The sequence below is a fragment of the Mesorhizobium sp. C395A genome (assembly GCF_030323205.1).
Taxonomy (GTDB): Bacteria; Pseudomonadota; Alphaproteobacteria; order Rhizobiales; family Rhizobiaceae; genus Mesorhizobium.
In genome coordinates this window covers 6,153,393-6,168,724 of sequence record NZ_CP100473.1, presented here as the reverse complement: position 1 = coordinate 6,168,724, position 15,332 = coordinate 6,153,393, and the positions used below count along the sequence as shown (strand labels likewise).

The window sequence follows — 15,332 nt, the reverse complement described above, 5'->3', positions numbered from 1 at the left end:
TATCATATAGGTTCCGCCGAAATTCCGGCCTGGGCGCTCCAGGGCGCCGGAACTGCAATCCAAGCAAAGGTATCGAATGCCGAAGGAAGAAGTCCTCGAGTTTCCGGGTGTCGTGACGGAATTGTTGCCCAACGCGATGTTCCGGGTGAAGCTCGAAAACGAACACGAGATCATCGCCCATACGGCTGGCCGCATGCGCAAGAACCGCATCCGTGTGCTGACCGGCGACAAGGTCCTGGTCGAGATGACGCCCTATGACCTGACCAAGGGCCGCATCACCTACCGTTTCAAGTAACAGTCCGGCGCGAACCGCGATGAGCATCCTGCAGAAGCTCGTGCTTGCCTCTGGTTCGCCGCGCCGGATCGAACTGTTGCAACAGGCCGGCATCGAGCCGGACCGCGTGCTGCCAGCCGATGTCGACGAAACGCCGCTGCGCGCCGAACATCCGCGCTCGCTGGCCAAGCGGCTGTCGAAGGAAAAGGCGGAGAAGGCGCTGGCGTCGCTGAAAAGCGAGGAAGATTATGCGCCAAGCTTCGTGCTGGCCGCCGATACGGTGGTCGCGGTCGGACGCCGCATCCTGCCCAAGGCCGAGACGCTGGATGACGCCGCCAATTGCCTCGGCCTCTTGTCCGGCCGTTCGCACCGGGTCTATTCCGGCATCTGCCTGATTACGCCGGGCGGCAAGCTGCGCCAAAGGCTGGTTGAATCCAGGGTACGCTTCAAGCGGCTTCCACGCGAGGAGATCGACGCCTATGTCGCCTCCGGCGAATGGCGCGGCAAGGCCGGCGGCTATGCCGTCCAGGGTCTCGCCGGTTCGTTCGTCGTCAAGCTGGTCGGCTCCTACACCAACATTGTCGGCCTGCCGCTCTACGAGACGGTGGCGCTGCTTTCGGGCGAAGGCTTCAAGGTCCACGCCAGCTGGCATACCGCGCGGCCATGAGCCTGGACGATAAGGTCACACCACTGCGCCCGAAGCGCCCCTGCCCCGAATGCGGCAAGCCGTCGGCGCGCGAGACCTATCCGTTCTGCTCGAAGCGCTGCAAGGACATCGACCTCAACCGCTGGCTGAAGGGCGCCTATGTCATCACCGCGCGGGATGACGAGGACGAGAGCGACGAGCCGAAGTAGGGTTTGGGCGGTGCCGGCCGCGCAATTCCACTTCGCCGACCTTACGCAATTGCTGCTTTGCCGGCGTCGGTATTGTCTGCGACAATTGCCCCGGAAAATCAGCGCTAAGGCGCTGGACAGGCCGGATTCCCGTGCTATAACCCACGCGCTTTCAAGGGGTGCCCCACGGCGCTTCCTGAAATCCGGTCAGGCGATGTCTCGTTTGCCGGCGAGGCCCAGATAGCTCAGTTGGTAGAGCAGCGGACTGAAAATCCGCGTGTCGGTGGTTCGAATCCGCCTCTGGGCACCATCCCCTCTTCTCCCGACACTCCGTTTAGCCGAACCGTCTACGCTGCAGCTTCTGCAAGCGACTGGAATTATTGATCTTTTGCTGTCGCATTGCGCAATTAGGCGTGACAGAGAGCGCTTCGGGCGCATTTGATCCAACGAGGCGGGGGGATGGTATTTCCGTTGGTATTCGACATCCTGATGGTATCGAAACAGCCAAGGGAGACCTGACGAATGGCCCTATCCGACGTGAAATGTCGAAACGCCCGCCCTGCTTCCAAACTCGCGAAATTGTCTGACGGGGGCGGGCTGCAGCTATGGGTACAGCCCACGGGCTCTCGCCTCTGGCGGCTCGCCTACCGCTTTGACGGCAAGCAGAAACTGCTCGCGCTGGGCAGCTATCCCCTTATCTCTCTCGCCGAGGCACGGGAGGCGCGCGATGATGCTAAAAGGCTCCTGCTAGCTGGCGTCGACCCTGGAAAGGAACGCAGCTTGCGGAAGGCCGATTCGGCAAAGGACTCCTTTCGCTCAATCGCGGACGAATATGTTGACAAGCTGAAGAAGGAGGGACGTGCCGACCGGACGATCAGCAAGGTCAAATGGCTGCTCGACTTTGCCTATCCGATAATCGGCGACAAGTGCATTCGGGAGATCGAGCCGGCCAGCATCCTTACCGCCCTCCGTCGCGTGGAGGTTCGCGGTCGATATGAGTCGGCCAGGCGACTGCGCTCCACCATCGGCAGCGTGTTTCGATACGCGATCGCGACCGCACGCGCCGAGACAGATCCGACCTTCGCCCTCAGAGGCGCACTCATCAGTCCGAAGGTAACGTCTCGCGCCGCGATTACCGATCCGAAGGCCTTGGGCGGTTTGCTGAGGGCGATCCATGCATTTGACGGACAGCCTACAACGCGAGCCGGTCTGAAGCTGATAGCGCTGCTGTTTCCCCGCCCAGGCGAGCTTCGCGCCGCTGAATGGGAAGAGTTCGATTTTGAAAGCTCGGTGTGGACGATCCCTGAAGCACGCATGAAAATGCGACGGCCGCACCGCATACCCCTATCAAAGCAAGCGATCAGCGTCCTGACTTCACTGAGAGAAATCTCTGGTGATGGATCGCTGCTGTTTCCTAGTGTTCGATCGGCTTCGCGTCCGATTTCCGACAATACCCTTAACGCCGCACTGCGTCGTATGGGTTACAGCAAGGAAGAAGCTACCGCGCATGGTTTTCGAGCAACGGCATCAACTCTGCTGAACGAATGCGGCAAGTGGCATCCGGACGCGATAGAGCGGCAGCTGGCCCACATTGAGAACAACGACGTTCGGCGCGCCTACGCCCGGGCAGAGCACTGGGACGAGCGCGTCGAGATGATGCAGTGGTGGGCCGATTATCTGGATGAACTCAAGAGCAAAAACCTGCGGGTGATCTCAATCGAGGGACGCCGCAAGCCTGCTGTCCACACACCAACGCGACCATCCACTTTGAAACCAACAGAGGCCGTTCATCAAACGCCGATACAAATCTCCAACCGCCGGAAATCATACTGACCGTCGAAAAACGCCACAACTCGACGCCAAATCGTAGGCCCGCATTGTCAGATTTTCCGGAGAGAAAGTTGACCGCGTTCGGCGGGAAGCTGCCGTTCTGCAGCCGACCCCATTTCCGTCATTCAAGCTGCCGATGGCCGGTTCCGAAACCGGCCATCTACCCGGCCCGGGGCCGCGCGCTATTAGAGCGAGAATCCCGTGGGCAGTGTGCGGTCCGTCCGTTTCGCCGGCATTAGTCCGTGGATCCGCTATCCCCGCCCGACTTTAACCTCCACAACCTTCCTCTCCATAGATCCGGGACAAGCCCTTGATGCGCGTCGCGATCGCGTCGACGAGGCGACCAACGATCTCATGGATGATCCCCTCCTGGCGAAGCTCTTGGGCGCACTCCGACGCCATATCGGGCATCACCGCGAGCTGATGGCGGATCGTCCGCACCGTGTACTCGCCGCCAACCTTTGCTGAGGACGCACAGCGCCCCCAGTGGCGCGGCATGATCTCCTCGATGGGATAGACTCTGTCGATCTTCATCGCCAGTTTAAGGTCGCGCATCTCAGATTGGATCTCTCCCCCGAGGTGCGGCAGAATGGAGGAGATGTCGTAGAGCGGAGCTAGGCGGGCCTCGCCCTGGGCTCCGAGCAGCATCGAGTAGTTCTTTGCATGCGCGTCCGTGCCGGCGATGATCCAGTTGAAGACGTTCGCGGCCATGAAGATCTGACGGTCTTGGACGGGGTCGAGGGAGGCCGACAGCACCTTTCTGGAGATCGTCGTGATACCTGGCCCACCCTGGTTCTCGTACTTGAGCGTCGGCATCACCGACAGGGCCTGGCACATGTCCTCCTGATGGATGCGGATGGTCTTGCCCTCGTTGTTGCGGCGGTCGTAGCGCTCGATAACGATTGCCTTTTCGCCTGCGAAGTCGAGAACCTGGCTATGTGCAGCGTCCATGCCGAGCTTGGATGCAAGCTGCAGGCAGAAATGCTCGTTCTCGGTATGCCCGTGCAAGTGCGGCAAAGGCGGCTTGAAGATGTGTGTCGTGGGCGTGTCGCCTAGAGGGATCCCCCAGCGATTGTTGCCCTTATCGAAATGGAACGCCGTCTTTGCCTGCGCACCAGCGAGACTGAACTGACCAGGATCGCCGATTCGCCGGGTCGCTGCACCATCTTTGCGCAGATCGCGCAGGCGGTCGCCGATCTGCGCCTCGGTGAGCAACTCCACGTTCTCGCCGCGGGAAATCTGGTCGCCACGCGAAAGGAACTGGACGGCGCCGGCGCAGTCGCGGCCGACATTCTTGAGCAGGGCAAACGGGTTTCGGGCGGAGACCTGGAACCTCTGCGCCCATCTGGCGAGGGTCTGCTCATTATCCGGCAGTAGGCCCCAGAGGAATGCCTCGACGACCTTGCCCTCGTAGGTCCTGGTGATCGTCGGCATGGACAGGGAGAGCGGGATCGCCACCGGGCCTTCCATCCATGCCTCGTGATAGGAGAACGAAAGCTTGCCGCCCTGCAGGTGGTGGAGCCCCCCAACCGGTCTGCCAGCGATATAGACGTCGAGGGTGTCGATCGGGTTCATCATGATCATCGTCATCTAGAGCTTGTAGGGAATCTCGTCGTCGTCATCGTCGACATGCCGTTCATCGGCATTATGATGATGATCAGCCGACGTCGGCGCCGGCGGGATCTGAAAGTCCATCTCCACACCAAGCGTGGTCAGCGCCAGCAGCACGTTGCCGATCTCGGCGCTGGGCTTGCCGTTCTCGATCCACGACACCCACGTCTGCGTCGTGGTGATCATTTTGGCCAAGGCAGCCTGTGACAGGCCGCGCCGGGTGCGGGCCTCCTTGATCAGGATTCCAATGTCGCGAGCTGTTCTGATCTTCATGGCGTATACGATTTCTGTATGAGCTAATATAGGCTCGTATATGACGGGTGTCAATATACGTTACTATATCAATTTAACGCTATATAGGTTCACATATCGGCAACCTTCATATACCAACCTATATAAAATCATTGCGCCACGCAACAATGTGCGATCGACCTTTCGCCACGGTACCATCGAGAATGACCGCTGGTCGAGAACTCAACAACTTGTCGGGGCCGGGAGCGGTCCGGTCCGCTATTCAATTACTGTTGGCGAGAAGCTGTCATTCAGCATCCGGTCTGGCGGCATCGTGACAAGATCGATTTTTGTCCGAAGAGAACGAGGCCGGCCGCAAGAAAAAGCCACGGCTTTTATGCACTTATTGTCTAGCAGGCTTAGTTGTTCCCCTGAAACTTGAATCTCCCTCAGACTCAGTGTCTTCTCAAGGTAGCCGCTGGGAATTAGACATGCCTTCAGGCTCGTTTCAACACCGCGTGTGGCAATGGATTGTCGCGTGCTTTCCGACGCCGGCTCACCTCGATGTACAGGAGCGCAATCATCGCTTCCTTGAAGAGGCGCTCGAACTCGCTCAGGCGAATTCCTGCACAAAGGAGGAGGCACTCGAACTGGTGGAGTACGGACCGGCGGCAACGCGGTCAGGATCAAGAACCTAGCGTGCTCCACAACGACACCAAGCGCTAACCGTTGTCCAGTGTGGAAGATGATTGCCTTCGTGGTTTCTCCGACGCGCCGGCGCCCGGCAGACCTTCCTTTCTGGCCTTGGCAAACGCCCGGTCGCCTTCCAGGAACCCGACCAGCATAAAGGGGATCAGTTCCGCCACCGTTTCGGACTCGCCATAGGTCTCACGGTAAAGTGCGGCATAGTCGTTGAGTGCTTGGCTCAAGTCGGCGCCAACGGTGATGGTGATCTTCGAAGGTGTCCGGTCCGGAAGTTTTCCGAGTTTCAGGTTAGCCATGAAGTCCTCCTGTTCACCCCGTGTATGGCCGCAACACGAGGTCCTTGTGCACGATGACGCGCAACGGCCAACCAGGGCGCACGGTGATCGTGGGTTGGACGTTCAGGTTCTTTTCAGTGATCCGTTGGCCCGCTTGACTGACGTTCTGCTGGGTGGATTCACGAATTGCCTTGACCAAGTCGCTTTCATTTTCCCCAAAGCTCAACTCGGTACCAACCCCCAGCAATGTGGCTACCGCGACGCCCTTGATCAACTGCCAAGTATGGAAATCCACCTTGTCCTCGAGCCCGGCATAGCCGGCCGCGTCGGTCACGGGCAGATTGTCGATTTCGGTAGAGGAGCCGTCCGGCATCACGATGCGTTGCCACACCAACAGAGCGCGCCTTTGCCCAAAGGCTACAACGCTGTCGTAGGTGCCGATCAGCCGTGAGCCCTGCGGGATGAGCAGGATGCTGCCGGTGACGCTGTCGTGCACATTCTCGGTGATCTGGGCGACGACAAGGCCGGGCAGATCGGAATTGATGCCGGTGATCAGGCTTGCAGCGATCACGCTACCGGCCATGATCTGATAGGGCGAAGCCGGCGTCTGCAGTGCATGCGGGTTGTAGATCCCGCCGGTGTTCCGTTGCTCGATGAAATCGAGCTTGCGCTGTTGATTGTTCTGGTCGCCCTCGGCCGGCGCGACGGAAGCTCGCTGGCCTTCGGTATCTGGCTGCGGAGACGCCGTCTCGAAAGGCGAACGTCCGCCCTGCCCATTGCCAAAAGCTTCCGTCTGCTGGGGCCGGTTTTCGATGCGGAAGAGGACTTGCGACTCGCGCGCCTCAATCGCTTGTTGTGCAAGCCGCTGCGCCTCGGCGGAAACGTCTTGCCCAAGTGCGATGCCAAGCTGGCGCTGGTGCTCGAGAATAGGACGGCCGAGATCCCCGGGCAGCGGCGGTCCAAGCACCGGAGCCTTCGGCTTGCTCCCGGAATAGTCCTTGGGCAGCGATTCAAGTCCCTCGGCGGTCGGGTTGCGGTCGGTGCTGTAAAGCTCTTCAGCCTGCTGCTTCAGGCGCAGTGCCGGCCCCTGCAGCGCCATCATCGTGACGCCAAAGATGGTGGCGGAGCCAACAGCTGCGATCGCGACGATTATGCCGCGCTTGAAGCGCACGGCCCGGCGCGGTGAGGCCCGCAGCTGCAGCTGTTCGGGATCGAGTTTGGGCGGAACATTGGGGCGGGACGTGTCGGTCATGAGCCTCCCCTCACCTGCCAAAACGCGAAAAGAGCGATATCCGCCGCGGCAGTTGCCGTCCGTCGGTCCTGGTGATGCGCACCACCTGGTGCTGCTTGGCGCCGAGACGGAGTTCAGCCGCGGCAAAGAGGCGCTCGACGATGTAGTAGTTGCCGCGCATCCGATAGTTGACGAGCTGGTTGTCCCCGTCAGCACCGACGATGAAGAGCGGTGGCGCCTCGCCCTGATCAATGCGCTTCGGGAACTCTATGTAGACCTTGCTGCCATCATCGAAGGCGCGCGTCGGTCTCCACGGCGGCGTGTCGCCGGTGATCGAATAGCGGAAGCGGATGTTTTCGAGTGCTACGTTCGAGGCCGCGGGCATTTCAGCCTCTGCCTGAGCGTTGCGCCGCCGAAGCGCCACGAGTTGGTCTTCGCTGTAAATCCAGGAGAGCGCCGCCATGGCAGTTTTCTCAGTGCTTTGAAGCTGCAGGTGATAGGATCGCCTGTCGGTCGTGATGACCAGATTGGTGGCAAGCCCCGGCGCGAATGGCTTCACCAGCACATGAGTGCGCTGGTCATCGCCTGAGCCACTAACGGTGTCACCGATCACCCAACGGACCGTATCGCCGGCTGAGACCGAGGTCAGCTTCTCGCCCCGCTGCAATGAGATATCGGTGACGCGCTCCGGCGCGGCGTAGAGCTGGTAGAGCGCGCCGTCGGCAAAGGGGTAAACCTGCACCGCATTGACATAGCCAAACTTGGTGGGTTGTTGCGTCGCCGCCTTGTTGGCATCGGCGACCTGTTCTTCCGGCGAGCGCTTATCTGGGGCGGGCTTGCCGGGTGCGGGCATCAACTGACCAGGCAACGGTAACGGTTTCGGCACTTCCACGACCTTGACCGGCTTCTCCGGCGCCTTCTCGATCGCGGCTGGTTTGAAGTCCTCGTGGTCATAGGAAATCTGAGGCGGCGGCACTGGCTTCGAGGCACAGGCCGAAAGAACCGCAACAGACGCCGACAGGATCAAGGCAGCACGAAGCAATGGGGCTCTATTTGTCATTGGCGGGCTCCTTAGGGGAAACGGGGGTTGGCGCGGCGCTGTCGAGCTCGCGCGACCAGTCGATGGCGTTGATGAAGACGCCGAGCGGGTTCTTGCGCAGCTGCTCGGTTGTCCTAGGCGGGCGGATGAGGATGGTGAGGATCCCGATCCAGCGCGTCGTGCTGGCGAGGCTGCCGCGCTCGAACACCTGCTCGGTCCATTTGACCTGGAACGAGCTGTCGGAAGCCCTGACCACGCTGGTCACCTGTACTGACACGCTGCGCGTGCCGATTTGGCCGAAAGGGTCGTTCGCCTTGGCATATTCGTTGAGGAAGAGCGCCGCTCGGTCGGTGGCAAAGTCGTAGGCCGACAGCCAATTCTGCCGCACCAGAACCGCATCGGTGGAAACCGAACGAACATTCTGGATGAAGCGGCTGAGATGCCAGGCGATCTGGGCATCGTCGGGCTGGTAGTTTTGGACTGCCGGCCCGACCGCGTGCGCCTCGCCAAAGCGGTCGACCTCGACGACATAAGGCACGACGCGGCCCTGCATCGACTGCCACAGAAGCCCACCGGAAAGCCCCGTCGTCAGAGCCAGGCAGCCAAAGGCCATGAAGCGCCAGTTCTTGGCCTGGACGCGCGCCGTGCCGATGCGCTCATCCCAGAGTTGGCTGGCCTTCTGGTAGGGTGTTACGGGTTCGGGCGTCTTTCCATAACGCTGAACGGGTCGCTTGAAGAGCATCTAGTCTTCCTTGTCATTGAGGGAGGGATTGGCGCCGCTTCCGCCCCGATCTCCATCGCGCACCGCCTGCGTGGCAGCATTGCGATGGGCGCGTGCGGTCTGTTCGGAACGCAGACGCCTTGCCCAGGCAGGCGCGGCCGCGGGAGCTACAACTGGAGAGCTTCCGCTCATCGAGCTGGTCGGCATGCCGCCGGTCATCCAGCCGGCATCGCGACCGGCGTCGGCACTACGGCGGAATGGTTCTGCTGCGGATCGCATTCCCCGCATCGCGGCGCCGCTAGCGGCACTCGCAACCCCCTGCAGCCCAGCAGCTACCCCGGACAGCCCGGACTCGGGCGATGTCGCGCGCCCCGTTTGCCAGGCGACGGTGGCAGCGGACCCCATGGCGGCGCCGGCACGGACTGCGGCGAGGCCGCCGCCTGTTGCCATGCGCGCGCCGGCAAACGCAGCGCCTCCGGCAACGAGCGTTGATCCAGCTGCGGCCGCCGTTGTTCCAAGTGCCGCGCCGGCGCCAAGCTGCGGCGCGCCGGAAACGAGACCCGAGGCAATCCCGGGGCCGAAAATGCCGAGCCCAAGCAGCGCCAGCGCACCCAGCACCTGAGACATGGCCGCCGCCAGGTCCGGCTCCTGGCCCTGCAGGGCGGAAGCGAACTCGCCAAAGAGCGTGGAGCCGATGCCGACGATGACGGCAAGCACCATCACCTTGATGCCCGACGAAATCACATTGCCGAGCACGCGCTCGGCCAGAAACGCCGAACGGTTCCAGAGCGCGAAGGGCACCAGGACGAAGCCGGCCAGCGTGGTGAGCTTGAACTCGAGGATGGTGATGAAGAGCTGGATGGAAAGAATGAAGAAGGCGATGAGGACCAGGAACCAGGCCAGAAGCAGCACGAAGATGGTGAGCGCGTTACCGAAGATCTCGGGGAAGCCTACTAGCTGGCTCGCTTGATTGAGGAGCGGCCAGGCGCCCTCGAAGCCGGCCGCGGCAATGCGGCCTGGCCGCAGGAGACTGTCGGCGGACAGGTTGCCGGCCGATGCGTTGATGCCGAGACCGGCAAAGGAGCGGTAAATTATGTCGGCGAGGTTCTTGAAATTGTTCAGGACGAAGGCGAAGGCGCCGACATAGAGCACTTTGCGAACAAGCCGGCCGAGAATGTTGGGCTCGCCGCCGAACGCCCAGACCAAGCCCGCGAGCGTGATGTCAATGCCGATCAGAATGGTGGTGAGAAAGGCGACGTCGCCCGAAAGCAGACCGAACCCACTGTCAATGTAGCGGGTAAAGGTCTCCATGAAGCGATCGATGACTCCGAGGTCGTTCATGTCGCCGCCTTCCTCGTTGTCTTGAAGAACTGCCGCTCAGTTGCCGGGATAAGCCGTGCCGGTGCCCAGGAAACGCTTCGTCGTCTCGCGAGCGGCTTCCTCAGACTGCGCTTTGCGCGCCGCATCCTCGGCTTCGGCCCGGAACTGGGTCGCAAGCAGCGTCTGGATCTGCATCTGCTGCTTGGTCGAAAGCGCGATCAGCTGATTGGTAGCCTGGCTTGCCTCGAGGGCACCTGCCGCGCCCTGACTGCGATTGACGAGATCGGTAAGCAGGTCGCCATCGGCCTGCACGTTCTCGACGATCTGCGACTGCGCGCTCATGGTCTGGCGGAACGCCTGCATGGCGCTCTGCCAGCGCTCGCGCGCGGCGCTCGCCACATCGCTGACCTTGATGGTGGCGTCGTAGCTTTCCGGATATTGCTGGCGCCACTGGTCCTGCAGCTTGTCGAGATCGAAGCTCAGGCCGCTCGCCTGGGTCATCAGACCGTCAATCCGTTGGAGCGAGCCGGTAAGCTGGCCCACGGAAGAGAAATCCAGGCGCTGAAGGTTGCGCGCCATGTTCTGCAGCATGGTCGCCTGGTTCTGAAGCGACTGGATTTGGTTGTTGATCTGCTCCAATGCGCGTGCTGCCGACAGCACATTCTGCGTATAGTTGGACGGGTCAAACACGATGAGCGCATAGGCCGGCTGGACGTAGTCAGCCATCGGTTTGGCAATCAGGGAAACGGTGACCAGGCTAGTAAAAAGGCGGCGTCCGATCATGACGATTGCTCCTTGTTAGGTTGAGGAAATTGCTGGAGAAGCTCGGCAGCCCAATCCAGGCCGCGCGCACTGAAGAAACGGGCGGCAAAGCTGCCCTGCCCTTCTTCGGAAAGAATATTGTCGATCAGGGTCTGCGCGGCCGGGTCGGAGGCGCCGCAAAGCGCAAGAGCGATCGGGCCTAGCCCGAGCTCGAAGAGGCGATTGCCGCGGCGCGACTGCAGATAGTAGTGGCGCTTCGGCGTGGCGCGGGCGACCAATTCGATCTGTCGCTCATTAAGACCGAAGCGCTCATAGGCTGCCCGTGCCTGCGGCTCCACCGCACGATCATTGGGGAGAAAAATGCGCTGCGGGCAGCTCTCGATGATTGCGGGTGCGATAGAAGAGCCGGCGATGTCGGCAAGCGACTGCGTCGCGAAGATGACGGAGACGTTTTTCTTACGCAGCACCTTAAGCCATTCGCGGATGCGGGCGGCAAAGAGCGGGTTGTCGAGATAGACCCAGGCCTCGTCGAGCATGAGCAGCGTCGGCCGCCCGTCAAACCGGTCCTCAAGACGATGGAACAGATAGGTGAGCACAGGCAGCACAGCGCCTTGGCTGTGCATCAGCTCCTGGGTTTCGAAACACTGCACATCCGAGATGGCCAGCCGGTCGTCATCGGCATCGAGCAGTCGGCCGAATGGTCCGTCGAGCGTGTAGGGCATCAATGCCGATTTGAGCGCATTGGACTGAAGCAGGACCGACAGGCCAGTCAGCGTGCGTTCCTGCGCCGGCGCGGTGGCGAGGCTGGTGAGCGCCGACCAGATTGCCTCCTTCACCTCCGGGGTGACGGTGACATTCTCGTGGGCAATGAGGCCGGCGATCCATTCGGCCGCCCAGCTCTGTGTGGCCGGGTCGTCGATGTGGCGCAGCGGCTGGAAACCAAGCGCACCATTCGCACCCAACGCATGGTGGTCGCCGCCCATGGCAAGCGCGGCGGCGCGGGCCGAATTGCCTTTGTCGAAGACATAGATTTGCGCGCCAGCGTAGCGCCGGAACTGCAAAGCGATCAGGGCAAGCAGAACCGACTTGCCGGCACCGGTCGGCCCGACAATCAGCATGTGGCCGACATCGCTGATATGGGTCGAAAGCCGAAACGGCGTCGAGCCGCTGGTTTCGGCGAAAAGAAGCGGCGGAGCGTGATCGCCGGTGACCTCGGCAAGGTGCTCGTTCTCCGCTGGACCTGCCCACACGGACGACAGCGGCACGAGATGGGCAAGGTTAAGCGTGTGAACGAGCGGCTGGCGAACGTTGGCGTAGACATGACCCGGCAATGAACCAAGCCACGCTTCGACGGCATTGATGCTTTCGCGAATGGTGGTGAAGCCGAGCCCGTTGACGATCCTCTCGACGGCGCGAAGCTTTTCCGCGGCGGCTTTACGGTTCTGATCCCACACCGTCACCGTTGTGGTGAGATAGCCGAAGCCGACATGATCGCCGCCCAATGCCTGCAGTGCTGCATCGGCATCGAGCGCCTTGTTGTCGGCGTCGCTGTCGACGAGAGGCACAGGTTCGTTGGTCACCACCTCGCGCAGAATAGCCGCGATCGATTTGCGCTTGGCAAACCACTGCCGGCGGAGCCGAGTCAGCGTCTTCGTGGCTTCCGCCTTGTCGAGTGGAATGAAGCGCGTCACCCAGCGATAGGCGAAATCCTGGTTATTGAGCGCATCAAGGATTCCTGGCCGGGTGACGTTCGGAAAACCGAGGATTGTGAGCGTGCGCAGATGCTGGTCACCCAGCATCGGCTCTAGGCCGCCGGTCAGCGGCGCGTCAACCAGGACGCCGTCGAGATACATTGGCGTTTCCGGCACGGCGACCGGATGACGGCGTGTCGAGATCGTGCCGTGCAGGTACGTCAGGGTCTCGGCATCGTCGAGCGCGCGCACCTCGGGCACGAAGCCCGAAAGAAGATCGAGAACACGGTCAGTCTCGTCTCGGAACCGGGCAAGCTCCTGGCGCCAGTCTCTTTCCCCTCCCAAGTCATGCGAGTCGACGAGAGCACTTTCCGCGCGCGCTTGGCCATCGGGCCCAGGCATGAAGACCAAGGTCAGATGATAGATGCTCTCGAAATGCGCGACCTTGCCCTCGAAGGCCGCGCGCCGTTCCTCATCGATCAGCCATGAGGCAGCATCGGGAAGCGCCGAGCTCGGATAGCCCAGCGCTTCGCTGCGCTCGGCCTCGAAGAATAATGCCCAGCCGGAGCCGAGCCTTTTCAGCGCATTGTTTGCCCGCGCGCATATGCCGATAAGTTCGGCCTCCGTCGCGCTTTCAAGGTCGGGGCCACGAAACCGCAATGTCCGCTGGGAGCTGCCATCCTTGTTGAGCACGATGCCGGGCGCGACGAGTGCTGCCCACGGCAGATGGTCGGCAAGCCGGTCGGCTTTGCCGCGGTATTCGGAAAGCTTCAGCATGCAAGCCAGCCCTTTTGACGAAGATGACGGACAAGCACGCTGGCAAAATCCGGATCACGCCGTGCGGCAAAGACCGCGAGCGTGTGGCCGGCGATCCAGAGGATCAGACCGGCAATCCACTGCTGCAGGCCTAGGCCGATGGCCGCGGCCACCGTGCCATTGAGGATCGCCACCGCTCGCGGCGCGCCGCCGAGCAGGATCGGCTCGGTGAGCGCCCGATGGACCAGAACCTCGAAGCCTTCGATATGCTGCTCTCCGGTGCTCATCAGACGACTGCCCCGCCGCCAAAGGAGAAGAAGGAAAGAAAGAAGCTCGAGGCCGCGAAGGCGATCGACAGGCCGAAGACGATCTGGATCAGCCGGCGGAAACCGCCCGCCGTGTCGCCGAAGGCAAGGGTCAGGCCGGTGGTGATGATGATGATCACCGCGATGATTTTGGCGACCGGCCCCTGCACCGATTCCAGAATCTGCTGCAGCGGCTGTTCCCACGGCATGCCGGAGCCGGCAGCGTGGGCCTGGGCCGTGAGAAGAAGCGCGACGGCGGCGAACGAAAGAAAGCGAAGCTTCTTGCGCATGAGGTAACCTTTCAGAGCTGCTGGAGTTGCGGAAGTGTGAGCGGGGTGACGGCGTAATCGCCGCTGCCGTCGAGACCCGTGACCTCGGCGATCGCGTCAACGCGGCGCGCGGGTCCTCTTCCGGCAATAAAGATGACCAAGTCGACGGCATCGGCGATCAGCCGGCGGGGAACGGTGACAACGGCTTCCTGGGCGAGCTGCTCAATACGATAGAGTGCGGAGCGTGCCGAATTGGCGTGAACCGTGGCAATGCCGCCGGGATGTCCGGTGTTCCATGCCTTCAGCATATCGAGCGCTTCCGCGCCTCTGATTTCGCCGACGATGATGCGGTCGGGCCTCAGCCGTAAGGTCGAGCGTACGAGATCGGCGAGTGTGATGGAGCCCCGCCTCGTCCTCATGGCAACGCAGTCCTTGGCCGCGCATTGCAGCTCGCGGGTGTCCTCAATCAGGATCACCCGCTCATCGCATTCGGCGACTTCTGCCAGTAGAGCATTGGTAAGTGTCGTTTTGCCCGACGATGTGCCGCCGGCGACCAGGATGTTGCGCCGCTCGCGCACTGCCTTCCTCAGGGCATCAGCCTGCAGCGGGAGCATGACGCGATCGGCGACGTAGTTGGCCAGCGTGTAGAGTTTTGCCGCCGGTTTGCGGATGGCGAAGCATGGCGCCAGCACGACCGGCGGTAGCAGACCCTCGAAGCGCTCGCCTGATGGCAATTCGGCACTGACAATCGGACTATCTGCATGCGCCTCGGCGCGTACATGGGAGGCGACGAGCCGGATGATGCGTTCCGCCTCGGAAGGATGCATATGCACGCCTGTATCGACCCGGCCTTCTCCCAACCGGTCGAGCCTCAGCGTGCCGTCGGGATTGACCATCACCTCGATAACGGTCGAATCGGAAAGGGCCTCGGTGATCGCGGCGCCCATGGCTGTGCGCAGCATGGCTCGGCGGCGGTGGTCCGCTGCGGGATGAGAGTTCATCCTTCGCCTCCGTTGCCATTGCCGTAACCAAGCGAGCGCTTCCCGGAGGCTATCTGGCGACCGACCTGCTCGACGAATTTGTCAAAGCGCTCTTGGGCGATCGCCTGTGTCGCCCGATCCGGAATTGGCGTGTGGGCATGAAGCGTGATTGAAAAGCGGATTAAGAGCGCCAGGCTCTCCAGAGTTATTTCGGCGTCCCGCCTGACATGGTCGAGATCGCGGGAAAGACGGTCCAGCCGCCTGCCGTAGCGCTGGTCGAGCTCGTTTTCACCACGCCGTTCGATGAAGGCCTCGACCGCTTTCGCGACGATTGCCGATTTCGTGGTCGACGGGTTGCGGCTGAGCGTTTCCAGCTTCTCGCTTAACGCGGGTTCGAGCAGAAACTGGTGGCGAATGCGATGGGGCTTCATACGTCTCGTTCCGACTGGCCGGCGCTGATGCGCCGGCGGTGCGAACGAACATCGCCGAAATCCGCAA

The 15,332-nt window shown here is 61.8% G+C and carries 17 protein-coding genes and 1 tRNA gene; 5 read left to right on the top strand and 13 right to left on the bottom strand.

Annotated elements, in window-relative coordinates:
* The first annotated feature begins 76 nt into the window (after positions 1–76).
* The 5 genes from infA to NLY37_RS29775 all read left to right on the top strand — a co-directional run bounded on the left by infA (position 77) and on the right by NLY37_RS29775 (position 2,941).
* A complete protein-coding gene (gene infA / locus NLY37_RS29795; RefSeq protein WP_006200926.1) occupies positions 77–295 on the top strand; it encodes a translation initiation factor IF-1 in 219 nt (72 codons plus the stop codon).
* A 19-nt stretch (positions 296–314) separates the two neighbouring features.
* Entirely contained in the window at positions 315–941 is a 627-nt protein-coding gene (locus NLY37_RS29790; protein WP_023740449.1) for a Maf-like protein, read from the top strand.
* On the top strand, positions 938–1,129 hold the full coding sequence (gene yacG / locus NLY37_RS29785) for a DNA gyrase inhibitor YacG (protein ID WP_023669280.1): 192 nt from the start codon (positions 938–940) through the stop codon (positions 1,127–1,129). The genes NLY37_RS29790 and yacG overlap by 4 nt, the downstream gene beginning before the upstream one ends.
* A gap of 213 nt (positions 1,130–1,342) precedes the next feature.
* A tRNA-Phe gene (locus NLY37_RS29780) sits at positions 1,343–1,418 on the top strand.
* 212 nt (positions 1,419–1,630) lie between these two features.
* On the top strand, positions 1,631–2,941 hold the full coding sequence (locus tag NLY37_RS29775) for a tyrosine-type recombinase/integrase (RefSeq protein WP_023729047.1): 1,311 nt from the start codon (positions 1,631–1,633) through the stop codon (positions 2,939–2,941).
* A 264-nt stretch (positions 2,942–3,205) separates the two neighbouring features.
* Here NLY37_RS29775 and NLY37_RS29770 read toward each other — a convergent pair whose 3' ends face one another.
* The 13 genes from NLY37_RS29770 to NLY37_RS29710 all read right to left on the bottom strand — a co-directional run bounded on the left by NLY37_RS29770 (position 3,206) and on the right by NLY37_RS29710 (position 15,265).
* Positions 3,206–4,528: a type II toxin-antitoxin system HipA family toxin gene (locus tag NLY37_RS29770; protein ID WP_050587469.1), complete on the bottom strand. Its 1,323-nt coding sequence runs from the start codon at positions 4,526–4,528 to the stop codon at positions 3,206–3,208.
* Positions 4,529–4,822, bottom strand: a complete 294-nt coding sequence (locus tag NLY37_RS29765) for a helix-turn-helix domain-containing protein (protein ID WP_023689355.1) — start codon at positions 4,820–4,822, stop codon at positions 4,529–4,531.
* Between the two features lie 680 nt (positions 4,823–5,502).
* On the bottom strand, positions 5,503–5,781 hold the full coding sequence (locus NLY37_RS29760; protein WP_023689356.1) for a DUF2274 domain-containing protein: 279 nt from the start codon (positions 5,779–5,781) through the stop codon (positions 5,503–5,505).
* A 13-nt stretch (positions 5,782–5,794) separates the two neighbouring features.
* Complete coding sequence (locus NLY37_RS29755) at positions 5,795–7,012, bottom strand: TraB/TrbI/VirB10 family type IV secretion system protein (protein ID WP_023740448.1); 1,218 nt, start codon at positions 7,010–7,012, stop codon at positions 5,795–5,797.
* 10 nt (positions 7,013–7,022) lie between these two features.
* Positions 7,023–8,051: a P-type conjugative transfer protein TrbG gene (gene trbG / locus NLY37_RS29750; RefSeq protein ID WP_031202932.1), complete on the bottom strand. Its 1,029-nt coding sequence runs from the start codon at positions 8,049–8,051 to the stop codon at positions 7,023–7,025.
* Positions 8,041–8,772: a conjugal transfer protein TrbF gene (trbF, locus tag NLY37_RS29745; RefSeq protein WP_023685994.1), complete on the bottom strand. Its 732-nt coding sequence runs from the start codon at positions 8,770–8,772 to the stop codon at positions 8,041–8,043. Before trbF ends, trbG begins: the two co-directional genes overlap by 11 nt.
* On the bottom strand, positions 8,773–10,092 hold the full coding sequence (gene trbL, locus NLY37_RS29740; RefSeq protein ID WP_023689359.1) for a P-type conjugative transfer protein TrbL: 1,320 nt from the start codon (positions 10,090–10,092) through the stop codon (positions 8,773–8,775).
* Between the two features lie 36 nt (positions 10,093–10,128).
* Complete coding sequence (gene trbJ / locus NLY37_RS29735; RefSeq protein ID WP_023669263.1) at positions 10,129–10,854, bottom strand: P-type conjugative transfer protein TrbJ; 726 nt, start codon at positions 10,852–10,854, stop codon at positions 10,129–10,131.
* On the bottom strand, positions 10,851–13,301 hold the full coding sequence (gene trbE, locus NLY37_RS29730; protein WP_023740447.1) for a conjugal transfer protein TrbE: 2,451 nt from the start codon (positions 13,299–13,301) through the stop codon (positions 10,851–10,853). The genes trbJ and trbE overlap by 4 nt, the downstream gene beginning before the upstream one ends.
* Positions 13,295–13,567, bottom strand: a complete 273-nt coding sequence (locus tag NLY37_RS29725) for a VirB3 family type IV secretion system protein (protein ID WP_023689361.1) — start codon at positions 13,565–13,567, stop codon at positions 13,295–13,297. The genes trbE and NLY37_RS29725 overlap by 7 nt, the downstream gene beginning before the upstream one ends.
* Positions 13,567–13,875, bottom strand: coding sequence for a TrbC/VirB2 family type IV secretion system protein (locus NLY37_RS29720; protein ID WP_023689362.1), 309 nt, complete (start codon positions 13,873–13,875; stop codon positions 13,567–13,569). The genes NLY37_RS29725 and NLY37_RS29720 overlap by 1 nt, the downstream gene beginning before the upstream one ends.
* A gap of 11 nt (positions 13,876–13,886) precedes the next feature.
* Positions 13,887–14,855, bottom strand: a complete 969-nt coding sequence (trbB, locus tag NLY37_RS29715; RefSeq protein WP_023740446.1) for a P-type conjugative transfer ATPase TrbB — start codon at positions 14,853–14,855, stop codon at positions 13,887–13,889.
* Positions 14,852–15,265, bottom strand: a complete 414-nt coding sequence (locus tag NLY37_RS29710; RefSeq protein WP_023689364.1) for a hypothetical protein — start codon at positions 15,263–15,265, stop codon at positions 14,852–14,854. The genes trbB and NLY37_RS29710 overlap by 4 nt, the downstream gene beginning before the upstream one ends.
* Between the last annotated feature and the right edge of the window lie 67 nt (positions 15,266–15,332).